This window comes from Leifsonia sp. EB41 (genome assembly GCF_041262565.1).
Lineage (GTDB): Bacteria > Actinomycetota > Actinomycetes > Actinomycetales > Microbacteriaceae > Leifsonia.
Genome location: NZ_JBGCCJ010000001.1, coordinates 193,794 through 213,193, shown reverse-complemented (window position 1 = coordinate 213,193; position 19,400 = coordinate 193,794). Strand labels below are relative to the sequence as shown.

The window sequence follows — 19,400 nt, the reverse complement described above, 5'->3', positions numbered from 1 at the left end:
GGCGGATATCAGTGCTTCCGCGGCGCGTCCGGCTCGTTGATCGAGCCCACGATGAGCGCAGCCTGGAGGATGAGCGCCTCCCTGGCCCCGGTGGCGTCCCAGCCGATCACCTCGGAGACGCGCTTCAGCCGGTAACGCACCGTGTTGGGGTGCACGAACAGCTCGCGCGCGGTGGCCTCCAGCGACCTGCCGTTGTCCAGGTAGCACCACAGCGTCGTCAAGAGCTCCGTGGAGTACGCCTGCAGCGGCCGGTAGATGCGGCTGATCAGCGTGGCCCGCGCGAGACCGTCGCCCGCGAGCGCCCGCTCGGGGAGCAGATCGTCGGCGTGCACCGGCCGCGGGCAGTTACGCCACGCCTTGGCGACGGCGAAGCCGGCCAGCGCGGCCTTGGCGCTCTTGGAGGCGTCCACCAGGCTGGCGACCTCGTGGCCGAGCACCAGGTGACCCGCACCGAAGCCCGGTTCGAGCTGCTGCGCGATCTCCAGGAAGCTGACCGCCGGCGTGGCCCCGATGGCGTCCTCGTTCGCCGCGTCGGCCGGGACGGCGCGGCCGATGACGAGCACCAGCCGGCTGCCCTGCACACCGATCAGCACGTCCGCGGACATGTGCCTGGCTGTGCGGCGGAGCTGGTCCACGTCGAGCATCTTGGGGGCGGTGCCCACCAGGACGCTGACCTCGCCGTGGCCGTGCCAGCCGAGCGCGGCGATCCGGCTGGGCAGCTCGTCGTCGTACTCGCCCGTGAGGATGCTGTCGACCACCAGCGCCTCCAGGCGTGCGTCCCAGAGGCCGCGGGCCTCGGCGGCGCGGGCGTACACGTCGGCCGCGGCGAAGGCGATCTCACGCGAGTACAGGAGGATGGCCTCCTTCAGCGACTCGTTGCCGCCGCTCTTCACGCGCTCCTCGACCACCTCCACGGTGATCTTGATGAGCTGGAGGGTCTGCTGCAGGCTGACGCTCCGGAGCAGCTCACGTGGAGCCGCCCCGAAGACGTCGGCCGCGATCCACGGCGTCGAGCGCGGGTCGTCGAACCACGAGATGAACGACGAGATGCCCGCCTGGGCGACCAGGCCGACGGCGCTGCGGCGGCCGGGGGGCATGTCCCGGTACCAGGGGAGCGTGTCCTCCAGCCGCTTCAGCGTCGTCGTCGCGAGCTCGCCCGAGATCTTGCGCAGCCACGCAAGCGTCTCGGCCTTGGTCCTCTCCGTCGCAGTCGCCACGGGCGTCGTTACGCCTCGCCGCCCGCCGTGCCGGTGGTGCCGGCGTTGACGTCGTGCAGCAGGTACTTCTCGATCGCCCAGGCCGGGGCATTCGGGTCGACCTTCCCCTGGGCCGCGAGCAGCTCCAGGGTGCGGACCACGAGCGACGGGCCGTCGATCTTGAAGAACCGGCGCGCGGCGGCGCGGGTGTCGGAGAAGCCGAAGTCGTCGGCGCCGAGCGTGGCGTACTCACCCGGCACGAACTGACGGATCTGGTCCGGCACGGCGTGCATGTAGTCGGTGACGGCGACGAACGGGCCTTCTGCGCCCTGCAGCTTGCGGGTGACGTACGGCACCTGCTTGTCCTGCTGCGGGTAGAGGAAGTTGTGCTCCTCCGCCGCCAGGCCGTCGCGGCGCAGTTCGCTCCACGATGTGACGCTCCAGACATCGGCCGACACGCCCCAGTCCTGCGCGAGCAGGTGCTGGGCCTCCAGCGCCCACGGCACCGAGACGCCGGACGCGAGGAGCTGCGCCTTCGGGCCGCCGGTCTCGCCGACGCGGAGCTTGTGGATGCCGCGGACGATGCCGTCCACATCCACGCCCTCCGGCTCGGCCGGCTGCACGATCGGCTCGTTGTAGACCGTCAGGTAGTACATGACGTTCGGGTTCGGGTGCGACTCCCCGTACATCCGCTCCAGCCCAGCGCGGACGATGTGCCCGATCTCGTAGCCGTAGGCGGGGTCGTAGGAGACGACAGCCGGGTTCGTGGAGGCGAGCAGCAGCGAGTGGCCGTCCGCGTGCTGCAGGCCCTCGCCGGTCAGCGTGGTGCGGCCTGCGGTCGCGCCGATCATGAAGCCGCGCGCCATCTGGTCGCCCGCCGCCCACATCGCGTCGCCGGTGCGCTGGAAGCCGAACATCGAGTAGAAGACGTAGACCGGGATGAGCGGCTCGCCCTGCGTCGAGTACGACGTGCCCACGTTGGTGAACGCCGCGAGGGCGCCCGCCTCGTTGATGCCGACGTGGATGATCTGGCCCTGCGGGCTCTCCTTGTAGGCCAGGAGCAGCTCGCGGTCGACCGAGGTGTAGTGCTGGCCGTTCGGGTTGTAGATCTTCGCGTTCGGGAAGAACGCGTCCATGCCGAAGGTGCGCGCCTCGTCCGGGATGATCGGGACGATGCGGTGGCCGAAGTCCTTCGCCCGCAGCAGGTCCTTCAGCAGGCGGACGAACGCCATCGTGGTGGCGATCTCCTGCGTGCCGGAGCCCTTCTTGGCGATGGCGTAGGCCGAGTCGTCCGGGAGGTTCAGCTGCGTGTACTTGACGCGGCGCTCCGGAACGTACCCGCCGAGGGCCGCCCGGCGCTCGTGCAGGTACTGGATCGCCTCGTCGTCCGGCCCCGGGTTGTAGTACGGCGGCAGGTACGGGTTCTCCTCGAGCTGCGCGTCGGTGACCGGGATGCGCATGGCGTCGCGGAACGTCTTGAGGTTGTCCAGCGTCATCTTCTTCATCTGGTGGGTCGCGTTGCGGCCCTCGAACGACGGACCAAGGCCGTAGCCCTTGATGGTCTTCGCGATGATGACGGTGGGCTGACCCTTGTGCTCGACCGCCGCCTTGAAGGCCGCGTAGACCTTGCGGTAGTCGTGGCCGCCGCGCTTGAGGCCCCAGACCTCGTCGTCGGTGTAGTCCTTGACCAGTTCGAGCGTGCGCGGGTCGCGGCCGAAGAAGTTCTCGCGCACGTATGCGCCGTTCTCGGTCTTGTAGGTCTGGTAGTCGCCGTCCGGCGTCTGGTTCATCAGGTTGACCAGCGCGCCGTCGGTGTCGCGGGCGAGCAGGTCGTCCCACTCGCGACCCCAGATCACCTTGATGACGTTCCAGCCGGCGCCGCGGAAGTAGCTCTCCAGCTCCTGGATGATCTTGCCGTTGCCGCGCACCGGGCCGTCGAGGCGCTGCAGGTTCGCGTTGATGACGAAGGTCAGGTTGTCGAGCTTCTCGTTCGCCGCCACCTGGAGCTGGCCGCGCGACTCCACCTCGTCCATCTCGCCGTCGCCGAGGAACGCCCAGACGTGCTGGTCGGAGGCGTCCTTGATGCCGCGGTTGGTGAGGTACTTGTTGAGCTGCGCCTGGTAGATCGCGTTGATCGGGCCGAGGCCCATCGACACGGTCGGGAACTGCCAGAACTCGGGCATGAGCCGCGGGTGCGGGTACGACGACAGGCCGCCGCCCGCGCGCGACTTCTCCTGGCGGAAGCCGTCGAGCTGGTCGGCGCTCAGCCGGCCCTCGAGGAAGGCGCGGGCGTAGGTGCCGGGGGAGGCGTGGCCCTGGACGAAGATCTGGTCGCCGCCGCCCGGGTGGTCCTGACCGCGGAAGAAGTGGTTGAAGCCGACCTCGTACAGGGCGGCGCTCGACGCGTAGGTCGAGATGTGGCCGCCGACGGCGATGCCGGGACGCTGCGCGCGGTGCACCAGGATGGCCGCGTTCCAGCGGATCCAGGCGCGGTAGCGGCGCTCGATGTCCTCATCGCCGGGGAAGTCCGGCTCGTTCTCCGGGGAGATCGTGTTGATGTAGTCGGTGGTCGGCACCATCGGCACGCCGAGGTGGAGTTCCTTCGAGCGCTTCAGCAGGCTGAGCATGATCTCGCGAGCGCGCTCGTGGCCGTGTGCCGCAACCAGTGCGTCGAGGGACTCGCGCCATTCGGCGGTCTCCTCGGGGTCCGAGTCGATGTTATTCATCGAGTACGGGTCCTGGTCGTTTACAGTCACCCTCGACCTCTTTCTTGTGTCGGATGGATCGTGGAAGGAGCGCATCCGCTTGTCGGGTCACGACAAATCTGCGGGCACCATCGTTCAGCCTAGCCGCAACTCGGGACCACCGGTGACCGCTTGCGAGGCCGCCACGGGTTGGCGCTCCGAGCGTCCGGGTCTATGCTGTGTCCTCGTGCGCCGGCCGGGTGGAATCGTCCCCGGAGCGCGTGAAAGGACACGTCTCATGGCTCTGGAGAACGACACCCAGGCTCCCGACTTCGAACTGCTCGACCAGCACGGCCGCTCGGTCCGGCTCAGCGACTTCCGCGGCTCCAAGGCCGTCGCGCTCGTCTTCTTCCCGCTGGCGTTCTCGGGCACCTGCACGGGTGAGCTGTGCGCGCTGCGCGACAACCTGGCGATGTTCCAGGACCACCGGGTGGAGCTGCTGGCGATCTCCGTGGACTCCAAGTACACGCTGCGCGCCTGGGCCGAGCAGGAGGGCTACGATTTCAGCCTGCTGGCCGACTTCTGGCCGCACGGGGACATCGCCAAGGAGTACGGCGTCTTCCTGCCGGAGAAGGGCTTCGCCAACCGTGCGACGTTCCTGATCGACGAGACCGGCATCATCCGGGCGTCGTTCATCACGGCGCCGGGGGAGGCCCGGTCGATCGAGGCGTACAAGGCCGCGCTGGAGCTGCTGCCGGCGCACGTGTGAGGGTGCGCCTTCCCCGCTAGGCTGGGACGCGACCAGGGCCTTTAGCTCAGCTGGTAGAGCGCCACGTTTACACCGTGGATGTCGTCGGTTCGAACCCGGCAGGGCCCACTCCTCTAAGCTCCCACGTATGCCGCCCGGCCCCTATCGCTGGTTCGTCATCGCCGAGCTCATCCTCGCGGCCGTGACCTTCGTCGCCCTGCTCTTCGTCATCGCGCCCTACGGCGGACGCCATGGTCGCCCGGGCTGGGGCCCGACCGTCCCGGCGCGCGTCGGCTGGATCGTGATGGAGGCGCCCGCGAGCCTCGCCTTCCTGGCCTTCTACCTGCTCGGCTCGCACCGCGCCGACCTCGTGCCCCTGCTTTTCCTGCTGCTCTGGCAGGCGCACTACGTGCAGCGCGCCTTCGTCTACCCGCTGCTCATGCGTTCGGGCTCGCGGATGCCGGTGCTCGTGATGCTGCTGGCCATCCTTTTCAATCTGCTCAATGCGTGGGTGAACGCGCGGTGGATCTCCGAGTACGGCGTCTACCCGGTGTCGTGGCTGGGCGATCCGCGGTTCTGGATCGGTGTCGCGCTGTTCGCGGCGGGCTACGCGCTCAACGTCGGCTCCGACCGGATCCTGCGGAGGCTGCGGAGGACCGGCGCCGGGTACCGCATCCCGTACGGGGGCGGCTTCCGGTTCGTGTCCAGCCCGAACTACCTCGGCGAGATGGTGGAGTGGACCGGCTGGGCCGTCGCCACCTGGTCGCTCGCGGGGCTCGCATTCGCGCTCTACACCGTCGCCAACCTCGCGCCGCGGGCGATGGCGAACCACCGCTGGTACCGGGAGACCTTCCCCGACTACCCGTCCGACCGCCACGCCCTGCTGCCGTTCGTGCTGTGACGTCACCGTCGTGATACCCCCGCTGTCGGATGCCCGCCGTATCGTTGGCGTGTGAAGGACGGGGTGACGTGACCGAGAACGTCGCGCAGTGGTGGGCACGCCGGCAGTGGTCGAAGGGCCTCCCGGTGCCCTACGCCGTGGGCACCTACCGCGCCGACTGGCAGCGCTATCCGACCGTGGTGCGCCAATTCCATCCGGAGCTCAACGCCGGGATCGTGCTCAGCCAGATCCCGCCCGCCGCCGATGTCTACGTGCAGTGGGAGTGCGACGCCGGCCACCGTTTCATCGCCACGCCGGAGGAGCAGCGCTCCCGTCCGGGCGGCACCCGGCGGCGGTCGGCCTGGTGTCCGTGGTGCAGCGAGGAGGCCGTCCCGCGCCGCGTCCGGACGCCGGAGCCCGACGCCGGGCTGCACGTCTGCGGCCACGCGCGCGACCTGCGCCGCATCGAGAACGACCCGGACGACGACCGCTGCTACCTCTGCCGGAGGCTCGACCGCACGTCGATGACGCGGGAGGAGCTGATCGCGCTGGCGGCGCCTGGCTCGCGCGTCGCGCTCTCGCACGAGAACGGCACCGCCACCCGCTACTCGTGGCAGTGCTCGAACGGGCATCCGAGCTACTCGGCCACGGTCGAGCGCATCCTCGGCGGCCGCCGCTGCCCGGTCTGCCGGAACGCGCGCCGCGGGGCGGACCGGGTGCCGGTCGGGGAGGCCTTCCTCAGCGAGCTGGCTCCGCGCCCCGCGTCGGCGGCCGAGCCCGAGCTGAAGCGCCGCCTGGCCGCCCGGCTCGCGGTCGACCTGAGCCTCAACGCGGTCCGGGTCGCGCGGCCGTTCTACAACCAGCTGGAGGTGTGGCCTGACATCGTCGTCCCGGAGCTGCGCGTCGCCATCGAGTACGACACCATCGGCCGGCACGGGCTGGAGCACGTCGGCCCGCGGGAGGCCTCCGACCGCCGCAAGGACCGCCTGCTGCGCGCCGCGGGCTGGGAGGTCGTGCGGGTGCGCTGCTCGCCGCTCGCGCCGCTCGGCCCCAACGACGTCGTCGCGTCCGGGGTGACGGACGCGGTGGTCGAGCGCGTCCTGGCGGCCCTGGGCGCGATCCGCGGCGAGCTGTTCGTCGCCGCGTACCTCGCCTGACGCGCCGCTCGCTTGCGGCCTTCCCGCCCGGGCGGCCCACTGACTAGCCTGAATCCTGAGCCGCGCACCGTGCGCGCGCACGAAGGGAGATCCCACGATGCCGTCGATCCTGAACCCGTACCTCAACTTCCGCACGCAGGCCCGCGACGCGATGGACTTCTACCAGTCCGTCTTCGGCGGCACCCTTCAGCAGAGCACCTTCTCCGAGTTCGGGATGAGCCAGGACCCGGACGACGCGAACCTGATCATGCACTCGCAGCTCACCACCGACGCGGGCTTCACGATCATGGCGGCCGACGTTCCCGCCCACATGGACCTCAAGGAGGGCTCGCAGATCTCGGTGTCGCTGAGCGGCGACGACGAGGCCCAGCTCTCCGGCTACTACGAGAAGCTGGTCGACGGCGGCACCGTCGTCGAGCCGCTCTCCAAGGCGCCGTGGGGCGACAGCTTCGGGATGCTGGTCGACCGGTTCGGCGTGCAGTGGCTGGTGAACATCGCCGGGGCTGCGCCGACCGCCTGAGAGCGGTCCTGGGAGTCACTCCACCGCCCATTCCCGGGGGAGGGTCCGCGGCGTTATGGTGCTCGCGGATCGAGCCGGTCGATCCGGGAGGGAAGACGTCATGTGCCGTTGGCTCGCGTACTCCGGGGAGGCGCTGAAACCCGCCGTCCTGATCCTGGACGCGCAACACTCGCTGGTCGCGCAATCGCTGAACTCGCCGCTCGGCGCCGAGACGGTGAACGGCGACGGCTTCGGCTTCGGGTGGTACCCGGAAGGCTCGAAGGCGGGCAGCACGCCCGCGCTGTTCCACTCCACCGAGCCCGCCTGGAACGACGAGAACCTGCGTGAGCTCACCAACTCGATCGCGAGCCCGCTGTTCTTCGGGCACGTGCGGGCGGCGGGCGGCCCGCCGATCCAGCAGACGAACTGCCATCCGTTCCGCTACGAGAACTGGATGTTCATGCACAACGGCTTCCTCGGGGGCTTCGCGCAGATGAAGCGCGACCTGACCTTCTCGGTCGACCCGTCGCTCTACCCGCTCATCCACGGGACCACCGACTCCGAGGTCATGTTCTACCTGGCCCTCACGTTCGGCCTCCAGGACGACCCGATCGGCGCGATGACGAAGACCGTCCAGCGCATCGAGGAGGTGGGGGAGGCGAACGGCGTCCAGTTCCCGATGCAGGGGACGATCGCGATCTCCGACGGCGGGACGCTGTGGGCGTTCCGGCACTCCACCTCGGGCCGCAGCCGCACCCTGTACCACTCGGTCGCCATCCCGGAGCTGCGCGAGATGTACCCGGACGCCGCCCGCCTGGAGGTGTTCGGGGACAGGGCGAAGGTCGTGGTGTCCGAGCCGCTCAACGACATCCCCGGCGCGTTCGTGGAGGTGGGGGAGTCCACGGTGGCGATCCTCAACGACGACGGCTACCACCACGAGCCGTTCATGGCGCGCGCCGACGCCTGAGAACCACGGCTGGCGGCGAACGACGGAAGGCGGGGACGACCTGAGTCGTCCCCGCCTTCTTCGCCTCCCGGTCAGGCCCGGCGTCGCCGCAGGAACCGGAATCCGATGGCGCCTCCGCCGAGGGCCAGGAGGACCGCGCCGAACCAGACGAGGGTGTCCATGTCCAGCCCCGTCGAGGCGAGCCCGCCGAGCGCGGCCCGAGCCGTCGACGGAGGGGAGGAGACCCGTCCGGAGCCGGACTGGCCGTCCGCGACCGCCGTGTTGGCCACGGTTCCCGCCTTCCGGTCGGCGTCCGTCAGCGTGTACGTCGCCGTGCAGAGGATCGACGCGCCGGGAGCCAGCGAGGCCGCCCCGTCCGGGCAGCCGATGCCCGGGAACCCACCGGTGCCGGTGAAGTCGCCCTCCGCGATGGACACGCCGGTGACCGTCACGTTCCCGGTGTTGGTCACCGTGAAGCGGTAGTCGATCGTCGAGGCGTTCACCGTGGCGCTCTTCACCAGGTCGAGCGCGGGCGCGCTGTCGTGCGGCAGCGTGACCGTGGACGGCTCGCTCTCCACGGGCTCGCCGCCCGCGGGCGGGACGCCGCTCGCCGTCGCCGTGTTGGTGATGCCTCCGGCGTCGGCGTCCGCCTGCGTGACGGTGTAGGTCGCCGTGCAGGTCAGCTGCGCGGCCGGCGCCAGTGAGGTCGGCTCACCGGAGCAGTCCGGCACCGGGGCGGGGCCGCTGCCCGTGAAGCCCGAGTCGGCCACCTGGATGTCGTCCAGCGTCACGTTGCCGGTGTTGGTCACCACGAAGCTGTAGGTGATCACCGCCCCGGTCGTGAAGGACGCGGCGTCGCTCGGCGTGCCCGACTTGACGATCGTCAGCGCCGGATCGGCCGGTGCGTCGACGGTGCTGCCCGCCGGCCCGAACGTCATCGGCACATCGGGAGCCGACGGGATCGTGCCCTGCACCGTCGCCGTGTTGTCGACGGTCCCTGCGTCCACGTCCGCCTGGGTCGCGATGTAGGTCGCCGTGCAGGTCACCGTGTCACCGGGGGCCAGGACGATCGGCGACGCCGGGCACTGGACGGCCGGGGCGACGCCGGTTCCGGTGAAGGTCCCTTCGATCACCTCGACCGAGGACATGGTCACATTGCCGGTGTTCGTCACCACGAAGCTGTAGGTCACGGTCTGACCGGCGCGTGTGATGGTGGCCGGGTCGGCCGTCTTGGTGATCGTCATGTCCGGCGACGCGGTGGCGCTGAAGGTGGTCGACGACGGCTCGGAGTCCACCGCTGCGCCTCCGCCGATCGGCGTGGCGCTCGCGGTCGCCGTGTTGGTCACGGTGCCCGCGTCGACGTCGGCCTGGGTCGGCGTGTACGCCGCCGTGCAGGTGACGGTCGCGCCCGGGGCGACGGAGGCCGCGCCGGCCGGGCAGCTCGGCGCCGGCGTGCCGCCGCTGCCGGTGAACTCGCCTTCGGCCACGCCGATGTCGGTGAGCGTCACGTTGCCCGTGTTCGTCACCAGGTAGGAGTAGGTGACCGGCTGTCCCGCCGCGGTGATCGCGGTGGGGTCGACCGTCTTCTCCATCGTCAACGCCGGCGCAGGGTCGGCGGTGATGTCGACCTCCGACGGGGGAGCGGTGATGGTGGCTCCGCCCGGCGTCTGGAGCGTCGCCACGGCTCGGTTGGTGATCCCGCCCTTGTCGATGTCGGCCTGGGTCACGACGTAGTCGGCCGTGCAGGTCACCGACTGGCCGGGCGCCAGGGAAGTGACCCCGGCCGGGCACGCCGGGCTCAGCACGGCGAACCCGCTGAACGCGGCCTCCACGACCTGGGGGCTCTGGAGCGTCACGTTCCCGGTGTTGGTGACTACGAACTCGTAGGTGATCGTCTGGCCGGCGGCCGTCACGCTCCGCACGGTGGCGGTCTTCTGGAGGGTCACTGCCGGGTCCGCCAGGATCGGCACCACGGTCTGCGAGTCGCCCGACGTCACGGCGGCGCCGCTTCCTGTCGTGCCCGTCGCGGCGGCGGTGTTGTCGATGCCGCCGGCGTTCGCGTCCGCCTGGGTGACCGTGTAGGTCGCCGTGCAGGTCACCGTCGCGCCTGGCGCGAGGGAGGCCGCGCCGGCCGGACAGGTCGGCGACGGAGCCGTGCCGGTGCCGGAGAACGCGCCCTCGGCGATCCCGATGCCGTTCACCGTCGTGTCGCCGGTGTTGGTCACCGCGAACGAGTAGGTGATCGCGTCACCCGCAGCCGTCGCGTGCAGGGGGCTCGCCGTCTTCACCAGCGCGAGCGCCGGGTTCTCGGCGACCGCGACGGTCGCCGTCGAGGGCGCGCTCGTCACGGGTCCGCCCGCTGACGCCGGCGGGGTGCCGGTCGCGGTGGCGGTGTTGATGAGCTGGGACTGGTCGGCGTCCGTCTGGGTCAGCGTGTAGCTGGCGGTGCAGACCACCCGTGCGCCGGGGACCATCGTGGCGGCCTCCGCGGGGCAGGTCACGGCGGGGGTCGCGCCACTGCCGGAGAACGCCGTCTCGTCGACCGTGACGTCCTTCAGGGTCACGTTCCCGCTGTTGGTGACGGCGAACTGGTAGCTCACGACGTCGCCCTGCGCCGCGACCGTCGCGGGCGTGGCGGTCTTATCGACGGTGATGGCCGGGGCCGGGTTGCCCGGGGCGCTGATCGTGTCCGGCGCCGAGCTCACAGCGGGACCGGTCGGCGGCGTGCCGTGCGAGGTCGCTGTGTTCGTCACGTCGCCCTGGTCGATGTCGGCCTGCGTCAGCGTGTAGGTCGCCGTGCAGGTCGCCTGGCCGCCCGGCGGGATCGGGGCGCTCGCCGGGCAGACCGGGTTCACCGCGCCTCCCGTGCCGGTGAAGCCCTGCTCGGCGATGCCGACGTTCGTCAGCGTCACGTTGCCGGTGTTGGTGGCGACGAAGGAGTAGGTCAGCACCTGCCCGACGACGAACGACGCGGCGTCGTCCGGCGACGCCGACTTCTCGAGCGTGATCGCGGGCGCGGCTGCCGAGGTCACCGTCGCGGACGAGCTGGGGGAGTCGACGGTGCCGCTTTCGGGGTCGGACGCCGTCGCGTGCGCGGTGTTCGTCACCGAGCCGCTGTCGACGTCCGCCTGGGTCAGTGTGTAAGTCGCGGTGCAGACCGTGGAGGTTCCGGGGGCGAGCGACGTCACCGGGCAGACCGGCGACGGGCCGGTCCCGCTGCCGGAGAAGGAGCTCTCCACGATCGCGAGCGCGTGCACATCCACGTTGCCGGTGTTCGTCACGCTGTAGTCGTAGGTCACCGCGGTCCCGGCGGTCGACGCGGCCGACGGGGTGACGGTCTTGCTGAGCGTCAGCGCGGCGTTCGCCGCCTCGAGCGTCGTCGTGGTCGCGGAGGTGTTGGAGCGGATCACCGTCGTTCCGCCGAGCGGGTTGCCCTGCGCCGTCGCGGTGTTCGTGAAGGCGCCGGAGGCGACGTCCGCGGCTGTGATGGTGTACACCGAGTTCGCCGTGCAGCGGGTGGAGGCCCCCGGGGCGAGCGTGGTCGTCGGGCAGGTCACCGCGCCGACCGCGGGGTCGTTGACCACGAGGTTCTCGACGGTCATCTGCCCGGTGTTCGTCACCGCGAAGGAGTAGGGGATGGTGTCGCCCGCGTCGCGGACGCCGTTCCCGTTGACGTCGTTGACGGGTCCGGCCTCCTTCTGAAGGAGGAGGTTCCCGGCGAGCGCCGTGTTCGTGATGGTGCAGTTGACCAGGTCGCCGATCGCGAGCGTGACCGAGGCGGAGGGGCCGGCGGCGCCCGAGGGCAGAGCGGGATCGGCCGAGCCGTTCCTGGTGCACGCCCAGGATTGCGCGTAGGCGCCGATCGGCGTCGTGCCGGTCGCGGTCTCCGCGAGCGTGAACGGGGAGGTGGTGGCGGCGCCGATGGTCTCGACCTCGCCGGTCGTGGCGGTGGTCGCCGTGCCCGTGTTGGCACTGGCGAGCTGGATGCCGCCGGGGGCGGTGACGCCGAGTCCGAACGAGTCGGACGGGCTCACCCGGCTGGCGACGGTCTTGGACAGGACGACCTTCGACAGCAGGATGCCGAACGCGACACCCTGGCGCCGGCCCGAGTCCAACTCGATCGAGACGGCATGCGGCGCGTCGGCCGCCAGCATCGCGGTGCCGGTCCTCCAGACGCTCTCGTTGCTGGAGCACGTCACTGCGTTCGTGCCGACCCCGGTGAACCCTGCTTCGCACGCGTTGCCCAGCGGCGCGATCTGACGCAGCGGCTGATCGGACGCGAACTGCAGCGCCTCGCCCTGGTCGGTGGACTCGGCGTCCGCCATGACGATCGAGAACGCGTTGACGGGGTTGCCGTCGGCATCCGTGACCGTGATGCCGCTCATCAGGACGGACGAGTTGGCGCCCGTCGCGCCCGCCTGGTACAGCGCCGGCATACCCGCCACACCGCGGTACGCGCCGTCGCTGCGGCCGAGGTAGGCGGCCACGTACGTCGGGAGGGCTGCGGGGACCACCGCACGGCCGGTCGCGTAGGCCGTGTATCCGAGCGTGTAGCCGCCGGGCAGCGCGACCTTCATCTGCTGGCCGCCGAGGCTGGCGGCCGCCGCCTGGTCGTATCCGCTCTGGTCGAGCCAGCACAGCGTGCGCGCGTACGTCCCGGTGCCGGCGTCCGCATACGAGCACTGCTGGTCCGTGGGCGCCGCCGCCGCCATCTGCGAGAAGACGATGACGCCGGCCACCGCCATCACCAGGCTCACGAGCGCGGCAAGCGCTTTCGAACGCCTGCGTGTGAAGAACTTCATCGATGCCTCCCCGTCGGTGAAATGACCGTCGAAAGCTACCGACGTCACGCGGCGGATCGAGCCGCCGGCCCTCGTCGTTCCGCGGGACTGAGCACATCCTTCCGTTCAGCGGAAAGGAGCTTTAACGACGATCTTCACCTGTCCATCTGCACCCATATGGGTATATGATCGATCGCATGGCACGGGCAGCGACGACCTCGGACGTCTTCAACGCGATCGCGGAGCCGCGCCGTCGTGACATCCTGATGCTGCTGCGGTCCGGCGAGCGGCCGGTGAACGAGGTGGCAGCCGCGCTCGGGATGCCGCAGCCCGGCGCATCCAAGCACCTCCGGGTGCTCAAAGAGGTCGGGCTCGTGCAAGACCGCCGCGCCGGCAAGCAGCGGGTCTACGGCCTCGACGCCGGCGGCCTCCGCACGGTCCACGAGTGGACGGGCGGCTTCGAACGTTTCTGGAACGAGAGCTTCGCCCGACTCGACGCGTACATGCAAGAGCTGAAGGCCGAGAGGGCAGGGGAGTAGCCAGTGGGGGAACCGGAAGCAGTGGAGTCGTCGACCGCCGATCGCGAGATCGTGGTAACCCGCGTGATCGACGCGCCGCCCGAGCTGGTGTTCGAGGCGTTCACGGAGGTGAGGCACCTGTCACGGTGGTGGGGTCCCGAGGGCTTCAGCACGACCACCCGGTCGTTCGACTTCCGCGTGGGCGGGGAGTGGGTCTTCACGATGCGCGGGCCGGACGGCACGGTCCATCCGGAGTGGATCACCTGGACGGCCATCGTCCCGTCCGAGCGGATCGAGATGCTCCACGGCGAGCGCCGCGACGACCCCGACCTGTTCGAGTCCGCGCTGATCTTCACGCCGGAGGGCGCCGCCACGCGCATCGAGCTGCGGACGGTCTTCCCGACGGCCGAGTTGCGCGACCAGGCGCTCGAGCGCTCGCACGCCGCCGAGGGAGGCAGGCAGACGCTGGCCAAACTGGCCGGCTATGTCGAGACCACGATGAGCAATGAGAAGGAGGACTGATGGCTGGGAAGGTGTTCTTCAGCGTCTCGATGTCGCTGGACGGGTTCATGGCTCCGGACTCCCCGGACGAGTTGATGGGCACGCAGTGGATGGAGCTGCAGCACTGGGTGTTCCCGACCCTCTTCTTCCGGCAGAACCTGGGGCTCGGCCCCGGCGGCGAGGAGGGACTGGACAACGACATCGCGCGCAGCACCTTCGAGCGCACCGGCGCCAGCGTGATGGGGAAGCGGATGTTCGAGGCCGGGGAGCACTCCTGGCCGGAGGACCCGCCGTTCCACAGTGACGTGTTCGTGGTCACCCACGAGCGCCGCGACCCCTGGGAGCGCCTCGGCGGCACCACCTTCCACTTCGTCGACGACCTCCGGGTAGCGCTGGACCGGGCGCGCGAGTCCGCGGGGGAGCGCGACGTCCGGATCGCCGGGGGCGGAGCGATAATCGTGGAGTTCCTGAATGCGGGCCTGGTGGACGAGTTCTCGATCGCCCTCTCACCCGTGCTGTTCGGGAAGGGCATCCGTCTCTTCGAGTCCGTGGACGACTCCCGGATCAGGCTGGAGCAGACCGCTTCGGAGGCGTCGCCGCGCGCGACGCACCTGACCTACACGGTTCACGAGCGATGACCGGCCGCGCGAGCCCGGCCAAGGCGGCGGTCGGCGACAAGCCGGTCTTCGCTTACATCGCGAGCCTCCCCGACGCCCAGCGCGCGATCGCCCAGGCCGTCGACGACCTGGCCGCGCGAACGCTGCCCGGCCTCACCCGCTCGATCAAGTGGGGGATGTCGTACTACGGCGTCGGCGACGGCTGGTGCTTCTGCTGCGGCGCATTCGACGACCTCGTGAAGCTGATGTTCGTGAACGGGACGACCCTCGAGCCCGTGCCGCCGGTGACGCCCGTGGCGATGGGCAAGGCCACTCGCGGCGTGGAGCTGGCGTCGCTCGCGGACCTGGACGAGAGTCAGGTCGCGGACTGGATGCGGCAGATCACCTCGCGGCCGGGGGTCGGCGGCCGGAGGACGTGAGCGCTGCCCGGGTGAGCGCGCAGGACACGACGCCGGGCGGGGGATGGCCTCCCCGGTGAAACTTCGGCCGCGGTCGCGCAGCAGCCGGGCCGATGGCGGGGGAGCACGTTCGATCCGCCGCTAGCGTCGCCTTCGCTGTGCCCTCTCAACGAAAGGACCGTCATGGCCAACGACGCTTTCGCCGGACCCGTGGACTATCTCGTGTTCGCCTTCCCCGCCGAGGCCTCTGTCAGCGCAGGCCTCGCCGCTGTGCTGCGCCGAGTCGATGACGGGATCATCGAGGTCCTCGACCTCGAGCTGATCCGCGTGGACGACTCCGGCGCGTCCGTCCGGCAGCCGCTCGACCAGCTCCCGAGCCTCGACGGCTTCGCGGGCGCCTACTCCGGCATCCTCGACGCTGAGGATGTCCAGCGGGTCGTTGACGCGCTGGAGCCCGGCGCCTTCGCCATCGCACTGGTCTACGAGGACCGCTCCCTGGCTCCCGCCGCGGACGCCTGGATCGCAGCGGGCGGCGCCGAACTTTTCGCCGGCGGAGTCGACATCATCGACCTCGCCGACGCCCTCGAACGGAAAGGAACGGACCGATGAGCCTCCTCCGCACCGCCGCGCGCGCCTCCGTCGCGACCCGCGTCATCGGAAGCACCCACCGACGCCAGCAACAGCGCTGGGCGGCCCAGGACGCAGCGGCGGCCGGGCTGAACCCGCCCGCCCCCAGCGAGGCGCCGACCCCGGACGCTGCGTCGTCAGTGCTCGATCAGCTCGCCCAGCTCGGGGAGCTGCGCGCCGCCGGAGTGCTCACCGAGGCGGAGTTCGAGGCGCAGAAGGCCCGCATCCTGAGCGCCTAGCGCCTCCCGGCGGGGGAGCACCCCGCGTGCTACCGTTGGCGTGGTATGGAACCATTTGGTTCAGTACGTCGATGGGGAGGTGGCTATGACCACGGCGATCGATGATCCGTTGAGCCGGACCTTCGCGGCCCTGGCGGATCCGACGCGGCGAGCGATCCTCGCACGGCTCGCGGAGGGCTCGGCGAACGTCGGCGATCTCGCGGCGCCGTTCGAGATGAGCTTCGCCGCCGTCTCCAAGCACCTCCGGGTCTTGGAGGGCGCCGGCCTCGTCACACGCGGCCGCGAGGCCCAGTACCGTCCCGCCATGCTCGACGCCCGCCCGCTGCTGGCCGCCTCGGCGTGGATCGAGGACTACCAGCGGTTCTGGGAGGCCGGTTTCGAGGCGCTCGACGACCTCCTCGCCGCCACGAACGCTGCCGAACGGACGGACGACGAGTGACCGGGATCACCGAGGACGGCATCGAGATCGACCGTGAGTTCGCAGCGCCGCCTGCCGCGGTGTTCGCCGCCTGGACGACGCCCGAGTCGTTCGCCCGCTGGTTCGGCGGTCGCGAGGTGCAGGTTCCCCTCGACGGGCTCGACTACCGCGCAGAGGTCGGCCGGGCCTGGTCGGCGATGATGGTCCTGCCGGACGGCGCCACCATCGACTGGGCGGGGGAGTTCCTGGAGGTCGACCCGCCGTCGCGCCTGGTGATGACGCTCACCGATCGTCCCGCCGTTCCCGAGCGGGCCGTCCTGACGGTCGAGCTGACACCGTCCGCGGTGGGGACGCGCCTGCGCATGACCCAGCAGACGCCCGGCTTCTCGGACGAGCAGCGGCAGGGGACGATCGCCGGCTGGCAGACCTTCCTCGACGTCCTCGGGGAGCTCGCGGAAGGCTGATCGCACACTTCTCGGTATTGAACTAACTGGTTCAGAACTGGTAGGTTGAATGCAGCAGGAAATACAGCCTGCCGTTCATCCGCACCGAGAGGACTGATACCCATGCGCGACCTGATCATCTCCGCCTTCGTCTCCGCCGACGGCGTCGCCGAGGCCCCGGGAGGCGACGCGAGCTATCGCAACTCCGGCTGGACCTTCAACAGCGTCGAGTTCGACCCCGCCGCCTACGAGCTGAAGGGCCGGGAGCAGGGGGAGTCGACCGCCGTCCTGCTCGGCCGCACGAGCTACGAGCTCTTCGCCCCGGTCTGGCCGTCGATGGAGGAGTTCGCCGGCTACAACGCGATGCCGCGCTACGTCGTCTCCACGACGCTGGAGCAGGACGACGAGCGCTGGCCCGCGACCATCCTGCGCTCGCTCGACGACGTGGCCGCACTGAAGGCGACAGAGGGCGGCCCGATCATCGTCCACGGCAGCATGGCGCTCGGCCACGCCCTCGCCGACGCGGGACTGGTCGACCGGTACCACCTGCTCGTCTTCCCGGTGCTCCTGGGCGAGGGGGAGCGGTTGTTCAGCAGCTCGGAGCACGGCATCCAGAAGCTGACCGTGGTGGAGGGGGAGACATACGGGAACGGGGTGCAGAAGGTCGTGTACGAGGTGGTCCGTTAGCGGGGGATCGGGAACCCCGCGGCGCGGAGTCCCCGATGGCTTCGCGTCACCTCTGGTGGACGGACTGCTGGTAGCAGGCCACGTCGTACTGCGACCGAGCGGAGTAGTGCTGACCTCCGATGCCGCCGTTGGCGCTGTTGATGCCGGGCTCGTTGAAGGGGGAGCCCGGGCTGTTCGCGGCATGCCCCGGGGTGAAGGGCTCCACGGACTGGCACGACTGGCTGGGAGGCCCGGGAGGGCCGGGAGGGTTGTTCGCGAGGGCCGGCGCGGAGGCTGTGAGCGTGAACAGGACGGCCAGGCCGACGGCCGCGGCGATTCTCTTCATGTCAGGCTCCTTCGTCTCGACGGAACCGCTCGCATCCGGAGCAGTCCGTATACGACAGGGTGTGCTCGCGGGGGCAGTTGGAGAGTGTCGAATCAGCCCCGGTATTCGGAGAGCTCGATCAGGTGCCCGTCCGGATCGCGGAAGAAGCAGCGGACCTCCGGCCCATGGTCGATGGGCGGGGTCAGGAAGGTGGCGCCGCGCGCCGTGAGCACCTCGTAGGCTGCAGCGCAGTCCGGCACACGGAACGTCATCGCGTGGCTGACCCGGTCCGGGTCATCGGGCGGGGAGAACGTCACGGCCGGCTTGTCGGGAGTCGGGCCGCCACCGGTCACCAGCAGGAGCCAGGTGCCGGCCAGCCGTGCGACGACACTGGTGCCGCCGTACTCGCGGACGATCTCAGCGCCGACGACATCCCGGTAGAAATCACGGGAGGCATCGGCGTCCGCCACCACCAGGATGTGCGTCAGTTCGGCGTCGCCGGGGAAGTCGTCTGTGGCCACCATTCTGGAAGCGTACAACCGGCGAAAGGTCTTCGAGCTGACATAATGTGCATTATCAGTGATACCCCGACCTGCGGTCAGGACTATCTGACCGGCTCGTCAGCAGCGTTCTGAGGGACGCTCTCGCGGCCGAGACGGATCGCGGAGTTGATGAGCAGGGAGACCAACGCTGCGCTTGTCACCAAGTGAAGGACTACCAGCAGAACCCACGCCGCCGGGTCCCCGGGCACGATGCCGCCCCCGGTTGTGACCCACACCACGTTCCACACGAACGCCGCCGCCGCCAACACAGCGAGGAACCAGCAGGCCGGGCTTCGATGTGTCATCTGCCACCACGGGCGCGGAGGGCCGACCGGTTCGCCGCGGCCCCGAAACAGGCGCACGACGCATGTCCAGAACCCGAGGATCAGTGCCTGCGCCACGAGGTCTGCAGCTACCGGATCGATGAAGGCGGCCACAACGTACTCGGTCAAGTAGAGATACCCCATAACCACGCAAATGAAGACGACGACGAACCCAGCCCGCCAACCGCCGACAATCCGCACCGGCCTCCCGAACGGATGCGTCCGGCCGGTCTGAGGATCCGCCATCGAACTACTCCCGTTCACTGCGTTTCGAGCCGCGTTCACTCAGGCTACATTCAGCAACCGGATATCCCACCGCCCCCGTTAGGGTTATCGCGCCCCGCCGGCCGAGGGAGCACCGCTCTCCGGCATCCGCGCGTGAATCTCCTGCGTCAGCTTATGGATCGTGCGCGTGAGCTCGGTGTTCTCCTCGAGCAGCTTCTGCTGGGCGATGTAGTCGTGGTCTGCTTTCGCCTGCTGGAAGGCGGCCTGACGGTTCTGCCCGATCATGACGAATGTCGAGAGGAAGATCGCCTCGAGCGAGACGATGAGTGTCAGCGTCGGCCACGGGCTCTTCTCGAACACGAGCATCCAGACCGCGAAGAGCACGATGTGCAGGTAGACGAACATCATCGACCCGGCGAACGCGGTGATCGCGTCGGCGATCCGGAGCTGAACGCTTGACGCGCGGCGTTCGGCCTCGGCGAGCACCGCGGGATGCAACTTCTCGTGCGGGGCGTTGGCGAGCAGCCGGCTGGGCCTGAGGAACGGGCGGCGGCGCCCGGGGGCAGGTGTGGCGGAGGTGGATGCTCCGGTAGGGGAAGACGGCTGCGACATCGCTCTGCTCCAGGCTCGCGGCGGGTTCCTCCCACCGATGGGGCGAGCGTACTGC

Annotated in this window: 21 protein-coding genes and 1 tRNA gene; 15 read left to right on the top strand and 7 right to left on the bottom strand. The window is 70.0% G+C overall.

The window, feature by feature from the left end; genetic code table 11:
• Window positions 1–8: 8 nt before the first annotated feature.
• Together ABH923_RS01055 and aceE are read right to left on the bottom strand one after the other, a co-directional pair.
• Complete coding sequence (locus ABH923_RS01055) at window positions 9–1,217, bottom strand: PucR family transcriptional regulator (protein WP_370053223.1); 1,209 nt, start codon at window positions 1,215–1,217, stop codon at window positions 9–11.
• An 8-nt stretch (window positions 1,218–1,225) separates the two neighbouring features.
• Window positions 1,226–3,952 carry a pyruvate dehydrogenase (acetyl-transferring), homodimeric type gene (aceE, locus tag ABH923_RS01050; RefSeq protein ID WP_370053222.1) on the bottom strand — a complete coding sequence of 909 codons (2,727 nt, stop codon included), beginning with the start codon at window positions 3,950–3,952 and terminating at the stop codon, window positions 1,226–1,228.
• 226 nt (window positions 3,953–4,178) lie between these two features.
• On the opposite strand from aceE, the gene ABH923_RS01045 reads away from it, so the two are divergent.
• The 6 genes from ABH923_RS01045 to ABH923_RS01020 all read left to right on the top strand — a co-directional run bounded on the left by ABH923_RS01045 (window position 4,179) and on the right by ABH923_RS01020 (window position 8,131).
• On the top strand, window positions 4,179–4,649 hold the full coding sequence (locus ABH923_RS01045; protein ID WP_370053220.1) for a peroxiredoxin: 471 nt from the start codon (window positions 4,179–4,181) through the stop codon (window positions 4,647–4,649).
• Window positions 4,650–4,684: 35 nt separating this feature from the next.
• Window positions 4,685–4,757: transfer RNA gene (locus ABH923_RS01040), tRNA-Val, on the top strand.
• 19 nt (window positions 4,758–4,776) lie between these two features.
• A complete protein-coding gene (locus tag ABH923_RS01035) occupies window positions 4,777–5,529 on the top strand; it encodes a 3-oxo-5-alpha-steroid 4-dehydrogenase (protein WP_370053218.1) in 753 nt (250 codons plus the stop codon).
• Between the two features lie 68 nt (window positions 5,530–5,597).
• A complete protein-coding gene (locus ABH923_RS01030; protein WP_370053216.1) occupies window positions 5,598–6,665 on the top strand; it encodes a hypothetical protein in 1,068 nt (355 codons plus the stop codon).
• A gap of 97 nt (window positions 6,666–6,762) precedes the next feature.
• Complete coding sequence (locus ABH923_RS01025; protein WP_370053214.1) at window positions 6,763–7,185, top strand: VOC family protein; 423 nt, start codon at window positions 6,763–6,765, stop codon at window positions 7,183–7,185.
• 100 nt (window positions 7,186–7,285) lie between these two features.
• The gene (locus tag ABH923_RS01020) at window positions 7,286–8,131 is read left to right on the top strand and encodes a class II glutamine amidotransferase (RefSeq protein ID WP_370053212.1); all 846 of its coding nucleotides are present in this window, start codon (window positions 7,286–7,288) and stop codon (window positions 8,129–8,131) included.
• A gap of 71 nt (window positions 8,132–8,202) precedes the next feature.
• Here ABH923_RS01020 and ABH923_RS01015 read toward each other — a convergent pair whose 3' ends face one another.
• On the bottom strand, window positions 8,203–12,912 hold the full coding sequence (locus ABH923_RS01015; protein ID WP_370053210.1) for a beta strand repeat-containing protein: 4,710 nt from the start codon (window positions 12,910–12,912) through the stop codon (window positions 8,203–8,205).
• Between the two features lie 176 nt (window positions 12,913–13,088).
• Here ABH923_RS01015 and ABH923_RS01010 point away from each other — a divergent pair, with 176 nt between their 5' ends.
• From ABH923_RS01010 to ABH923_RS00970, 9 genes are all read left to right on the top strand, one after another.
• The gene (locus tag ABH923_RS01010; RefSeq protein WP_370053208.1) at window positions 13,089–13,430 is read left to right on the top strand and encodes an ArsR/SmtB family transcription factor; all 342 of its coding nucleotides are present in this window, start codon (window positions 13,089–13,091) and stop codon (window positions 13,428–13,430) included.
• 3 nt (window positions 13,431–13,433) lie between these two features.
• A complete protein-coding gene (locus tag ABH923_RS01005; protein WP_370053206.1) occupies window positions 13,434–13,931 on the top strand; it encodes an SRPBCC family protein in 498 nt (165 codons plus the stop codon).
• Entirely contained in the window at window positions 13,931–14,548 is a 618-nt protein-coding gene (locus ABH923_RS01000) for a dihydrofolate reductase family protein (RefSeq protein ID WP_370053204.1), read from the top strand. The genes ABH923_RS01005 and ABH923_RS01000 overlap by 1 nt, the downstream gene beginning before the upstream one ends.
• Complete coding sequence (locus ABH923_RS00995; RefSeq protein WP_370053202.1) at window positions 14,545–14,946, top strand: DUF1801 domain-containing protein; 402 nt, start codon at window positions 14,545–14,547, stop codon at window positions 14,944–14,946. The genes ABH923_RS01000 and ABH923_RS00995 overlap by 4 nt, the downstream gene beginning before the upstream one ends.
• Before the next feature lie 162 nt (window positions 14,947–15,108).
• A complete protein-coding gene (locus ABH923_RS00990; protein WP_370053200.1) occupies window positions 15,109–15,534 on the top strand; it encodes a DUF6325 family protein in 426 nt (141 codons plus the stop codon).
• Complete coding sequence (locus tag ABH923_RS00985; protein ID WP_370053198.1) at window positions 15,531–15,791, top strand: SHOCT domain-containing protein; 261 nt, start codon at window positions 15,531–15,533, stop codon at window positions 15,789–15,791. The genes ABH923_RS00990 and ABH923_RS00985 overlap by 4 nt, the downstream gene beginning before the upstream one ends.
• Window positions 15,792–15,876: 85 nt before the next feature.
• A complete protein-coding gene (locus ABH923_RS00980) occupies window positions 15,877–16,230 on the top strand; it encodes an ArsR/SmtB family transcription factor (RefSeq protein ID WP_370053196.1) in 354 nt (117 codons plus the stop codon).
• Window positions 16,227–16,673: an SRPBCC domain-containing protein gene (locus ABH923_RS00975; RefSeq protein WP_370053194.1), complete on the top strand. Its 447-nt coding sequence runs from the start codon at window positions 16,227–16,229 to the stop codon at window positions 16,671–16,673. Before ABH923_RS00980 ends, ABH923_RS00975 begins: the two co-directional genes overlap by 4 nt.
• Window positions 16,674–16,775: 102 nt before the next feature.
• Window positions 16,776–17,339 carry a dihydrofolate reductase family protein gene (locus ABH923_RS00970; protein WP_370053192.1) on the top strand — a complete coding sequence of 188 codons (564 nt, stop codon included), beginning with the start codon at window positions 16,776–16,778 and terminating at the stop codon, window positions 17,337–17,339.
• A gap of 46 nt (window positions 17,340–17,385) precedes the next feature.
• On the opposite strand, the gene ABH923_RS00965 is transcribed toward ABH923_RS00970, so the two are convergent.
• The 4 genes from ABH923_RS00965 to ABH923_RS00950 all read right to left on the bottom strand — a co-directional run bounded on the left by ABH923_RS00965 (window position 17,386) and on the right by ABH923_RS00950 (window position 19,345).
• The gene (locus ABH923_RS00965) at window positions 17,386–17,664 is read right to left on the bottom strand and encodes a hypothetical protein (RefSeq protein ID WP_370053191.1); all 279 of its coding nucleotides are present in this window, start codon (window positions 17,662–17,664) and stop codon (window positions 17,386–17,388) included.
• A 92-nt stretch (window positions 17,665–17,756) separates the two neighbouring features.
• Complete coding sequence (locus tag ABH923_RS00960) at window positions 17,757–18,167, bottom strand: VOC family protein (protein ID WP_370053190.1); 411 nt, start codon at window positions 18,165–18,167, stop codon at window positions 17,757–17,759.
• An 80-nt stretch (window positions 18,168–18,247) separates the two neighbouring features.
• Entirely contained in the window at window positions 18,248–18,754 is a 507-nt protein-coding gene (locus ABH923_RS00955) for a hypothetical protein (protein ID WP_370053189.1), read from the bottom strand.
• An 84-nt stretch (window positions 18,755–18,838) separates the two neighbouring features.
• Window positions 18,839–19,345 carry a DUF1003 domain-containing protein gene (locus ABH923_RS00950; RefSeq protein ID WP_370053187.1) on the bottom strand — a complete coding sequence of 169 codons (507 nt, stop codon included), beginning with the start codon at window positions 19,343–19,345 and terminating at the stop codon, window positions 18,839–18,841.
• Between the last annotated feature and the right edge of the window lie 55 nt (window positions 19,346–19,400).

Excerpts from the sequence above, each read along its gene's own strand:
- ABH923_RS00970 (WP_370053192.1), top strand. The coding sequence starts at position 16,776 with ATGCGCGACCTGATCATCTCCGCCTTCGTCTCCGCCGACGGCGTCGCC.
- ABH923_RS00990 (WP_370053200.1), top strand. The coding sequence starts at position 15,109 with ATGGCCAACGACGCTTTCGCCGGACCCGTGGACTATCTCGTGTTCGCC.
- ABH923_RS01035 (WP_370053218.1), top strand. The coding sequence starts at position 4,777 with ATGCCGCCCGGCCCCTATCGCTGGTTCGTCATCGCCGAGCTCATCCTC.
- ABH923_RS00995 (WP_370053202.1), top strand. The coding sequence starts at position 14,545 with ATGACCGGCCGCGCGAGCCCGGCCAAGGCGGCGGTCGGCGACAAGCCG.
- ABH923_RS00960 (WP_370053190.1), bottom strand. The coding sequence starts at position 18,167 with ATGGTGGCCACAGACGACTTCCCCGGCGACGCCGAACTGACGCACATC.
- ABH923_RS00950 (WP_370053187.1), bottom strand. The coding sequence starts at position 19,345 with ATGTCGCAGCCGTCTTCCCCTACCGGAGCATCCACCTCCGCCACACCT.
- ABH923_RS01010 (WP_370053208.1), top strand. The coding sequence starts at position 13,089 with ATGGCACGGGCAGCGACGACCTCGGACGTCTTCAACGCGATCGCGGAG.
- ABH923_RS00965 (WP_370053191.1), bottom strand. The coding sequence starts at position 17,664 with ATGAAGAGAATCGCCGCGGCCGTCGGCCTGGCCGTCCTGTTCACGCTC.
- ABH923_RS00980 (WP_370053196.1), top strand. The coding sequence starts at position 15,877 with ATGACCACGGCGATCGATGATCCGTTGAGCCGGACCTTCGCGGCCCTG.
- ABH923_RS01015 (WP_370053210.1), bottom strand. The coding sequence starts at position 12,912 with ATGAAGTTCTTCACACGCAGGCGTTCGAAAGCGCTTGCCGCGCTCGTG.
- ABH923_RS01000 (WP_370053204.1), top strand. The coding sequence starts at position 13,931 with ATGGCTGGGAAGGTGTTCTTCAGCGTCTCGATGTCGCTGGACGGGTTC.
- ABH923_RS00955 (WP_370053189.1), bottom strand. The coding sequence starts at position 18,754 with ATGGCGGATCCTCAGACCGGCCGGACGCATCCGTTCGGGAGGCCGGTG.
- ABH923_RS01045 (WP_370053220.1), top strand. The coding sequence starts at position 4,179 with ATGGCTCTGGAGAACGACACCCAGGCTCCCGACTTCGAACTGCTCGAC.
- ABH923_RS01025 (WP_370053214.1), top strand. The coding sequence starts at position 6,763 with ATGCCGTCGATCCTGAACCCGTACCTCAACTTCCGCACGCAGGCCCGC.
- ABH923_RS00985 (WP_370053198.1), top strand. The coding sequence starts at position 15,531 with ATGAGCCTCCTCCGCACCGCCGCGCGCGCCTCCGTCGCGACCCGCGTC.
- ABH923_RS01020 (WP_370053212.1), top strand. The coding sequence starts at position 7,286 with ATGTGCCGTTGGCTCGCGTACTCCGGGGAGGCGCTGAAACCCGCCGTC.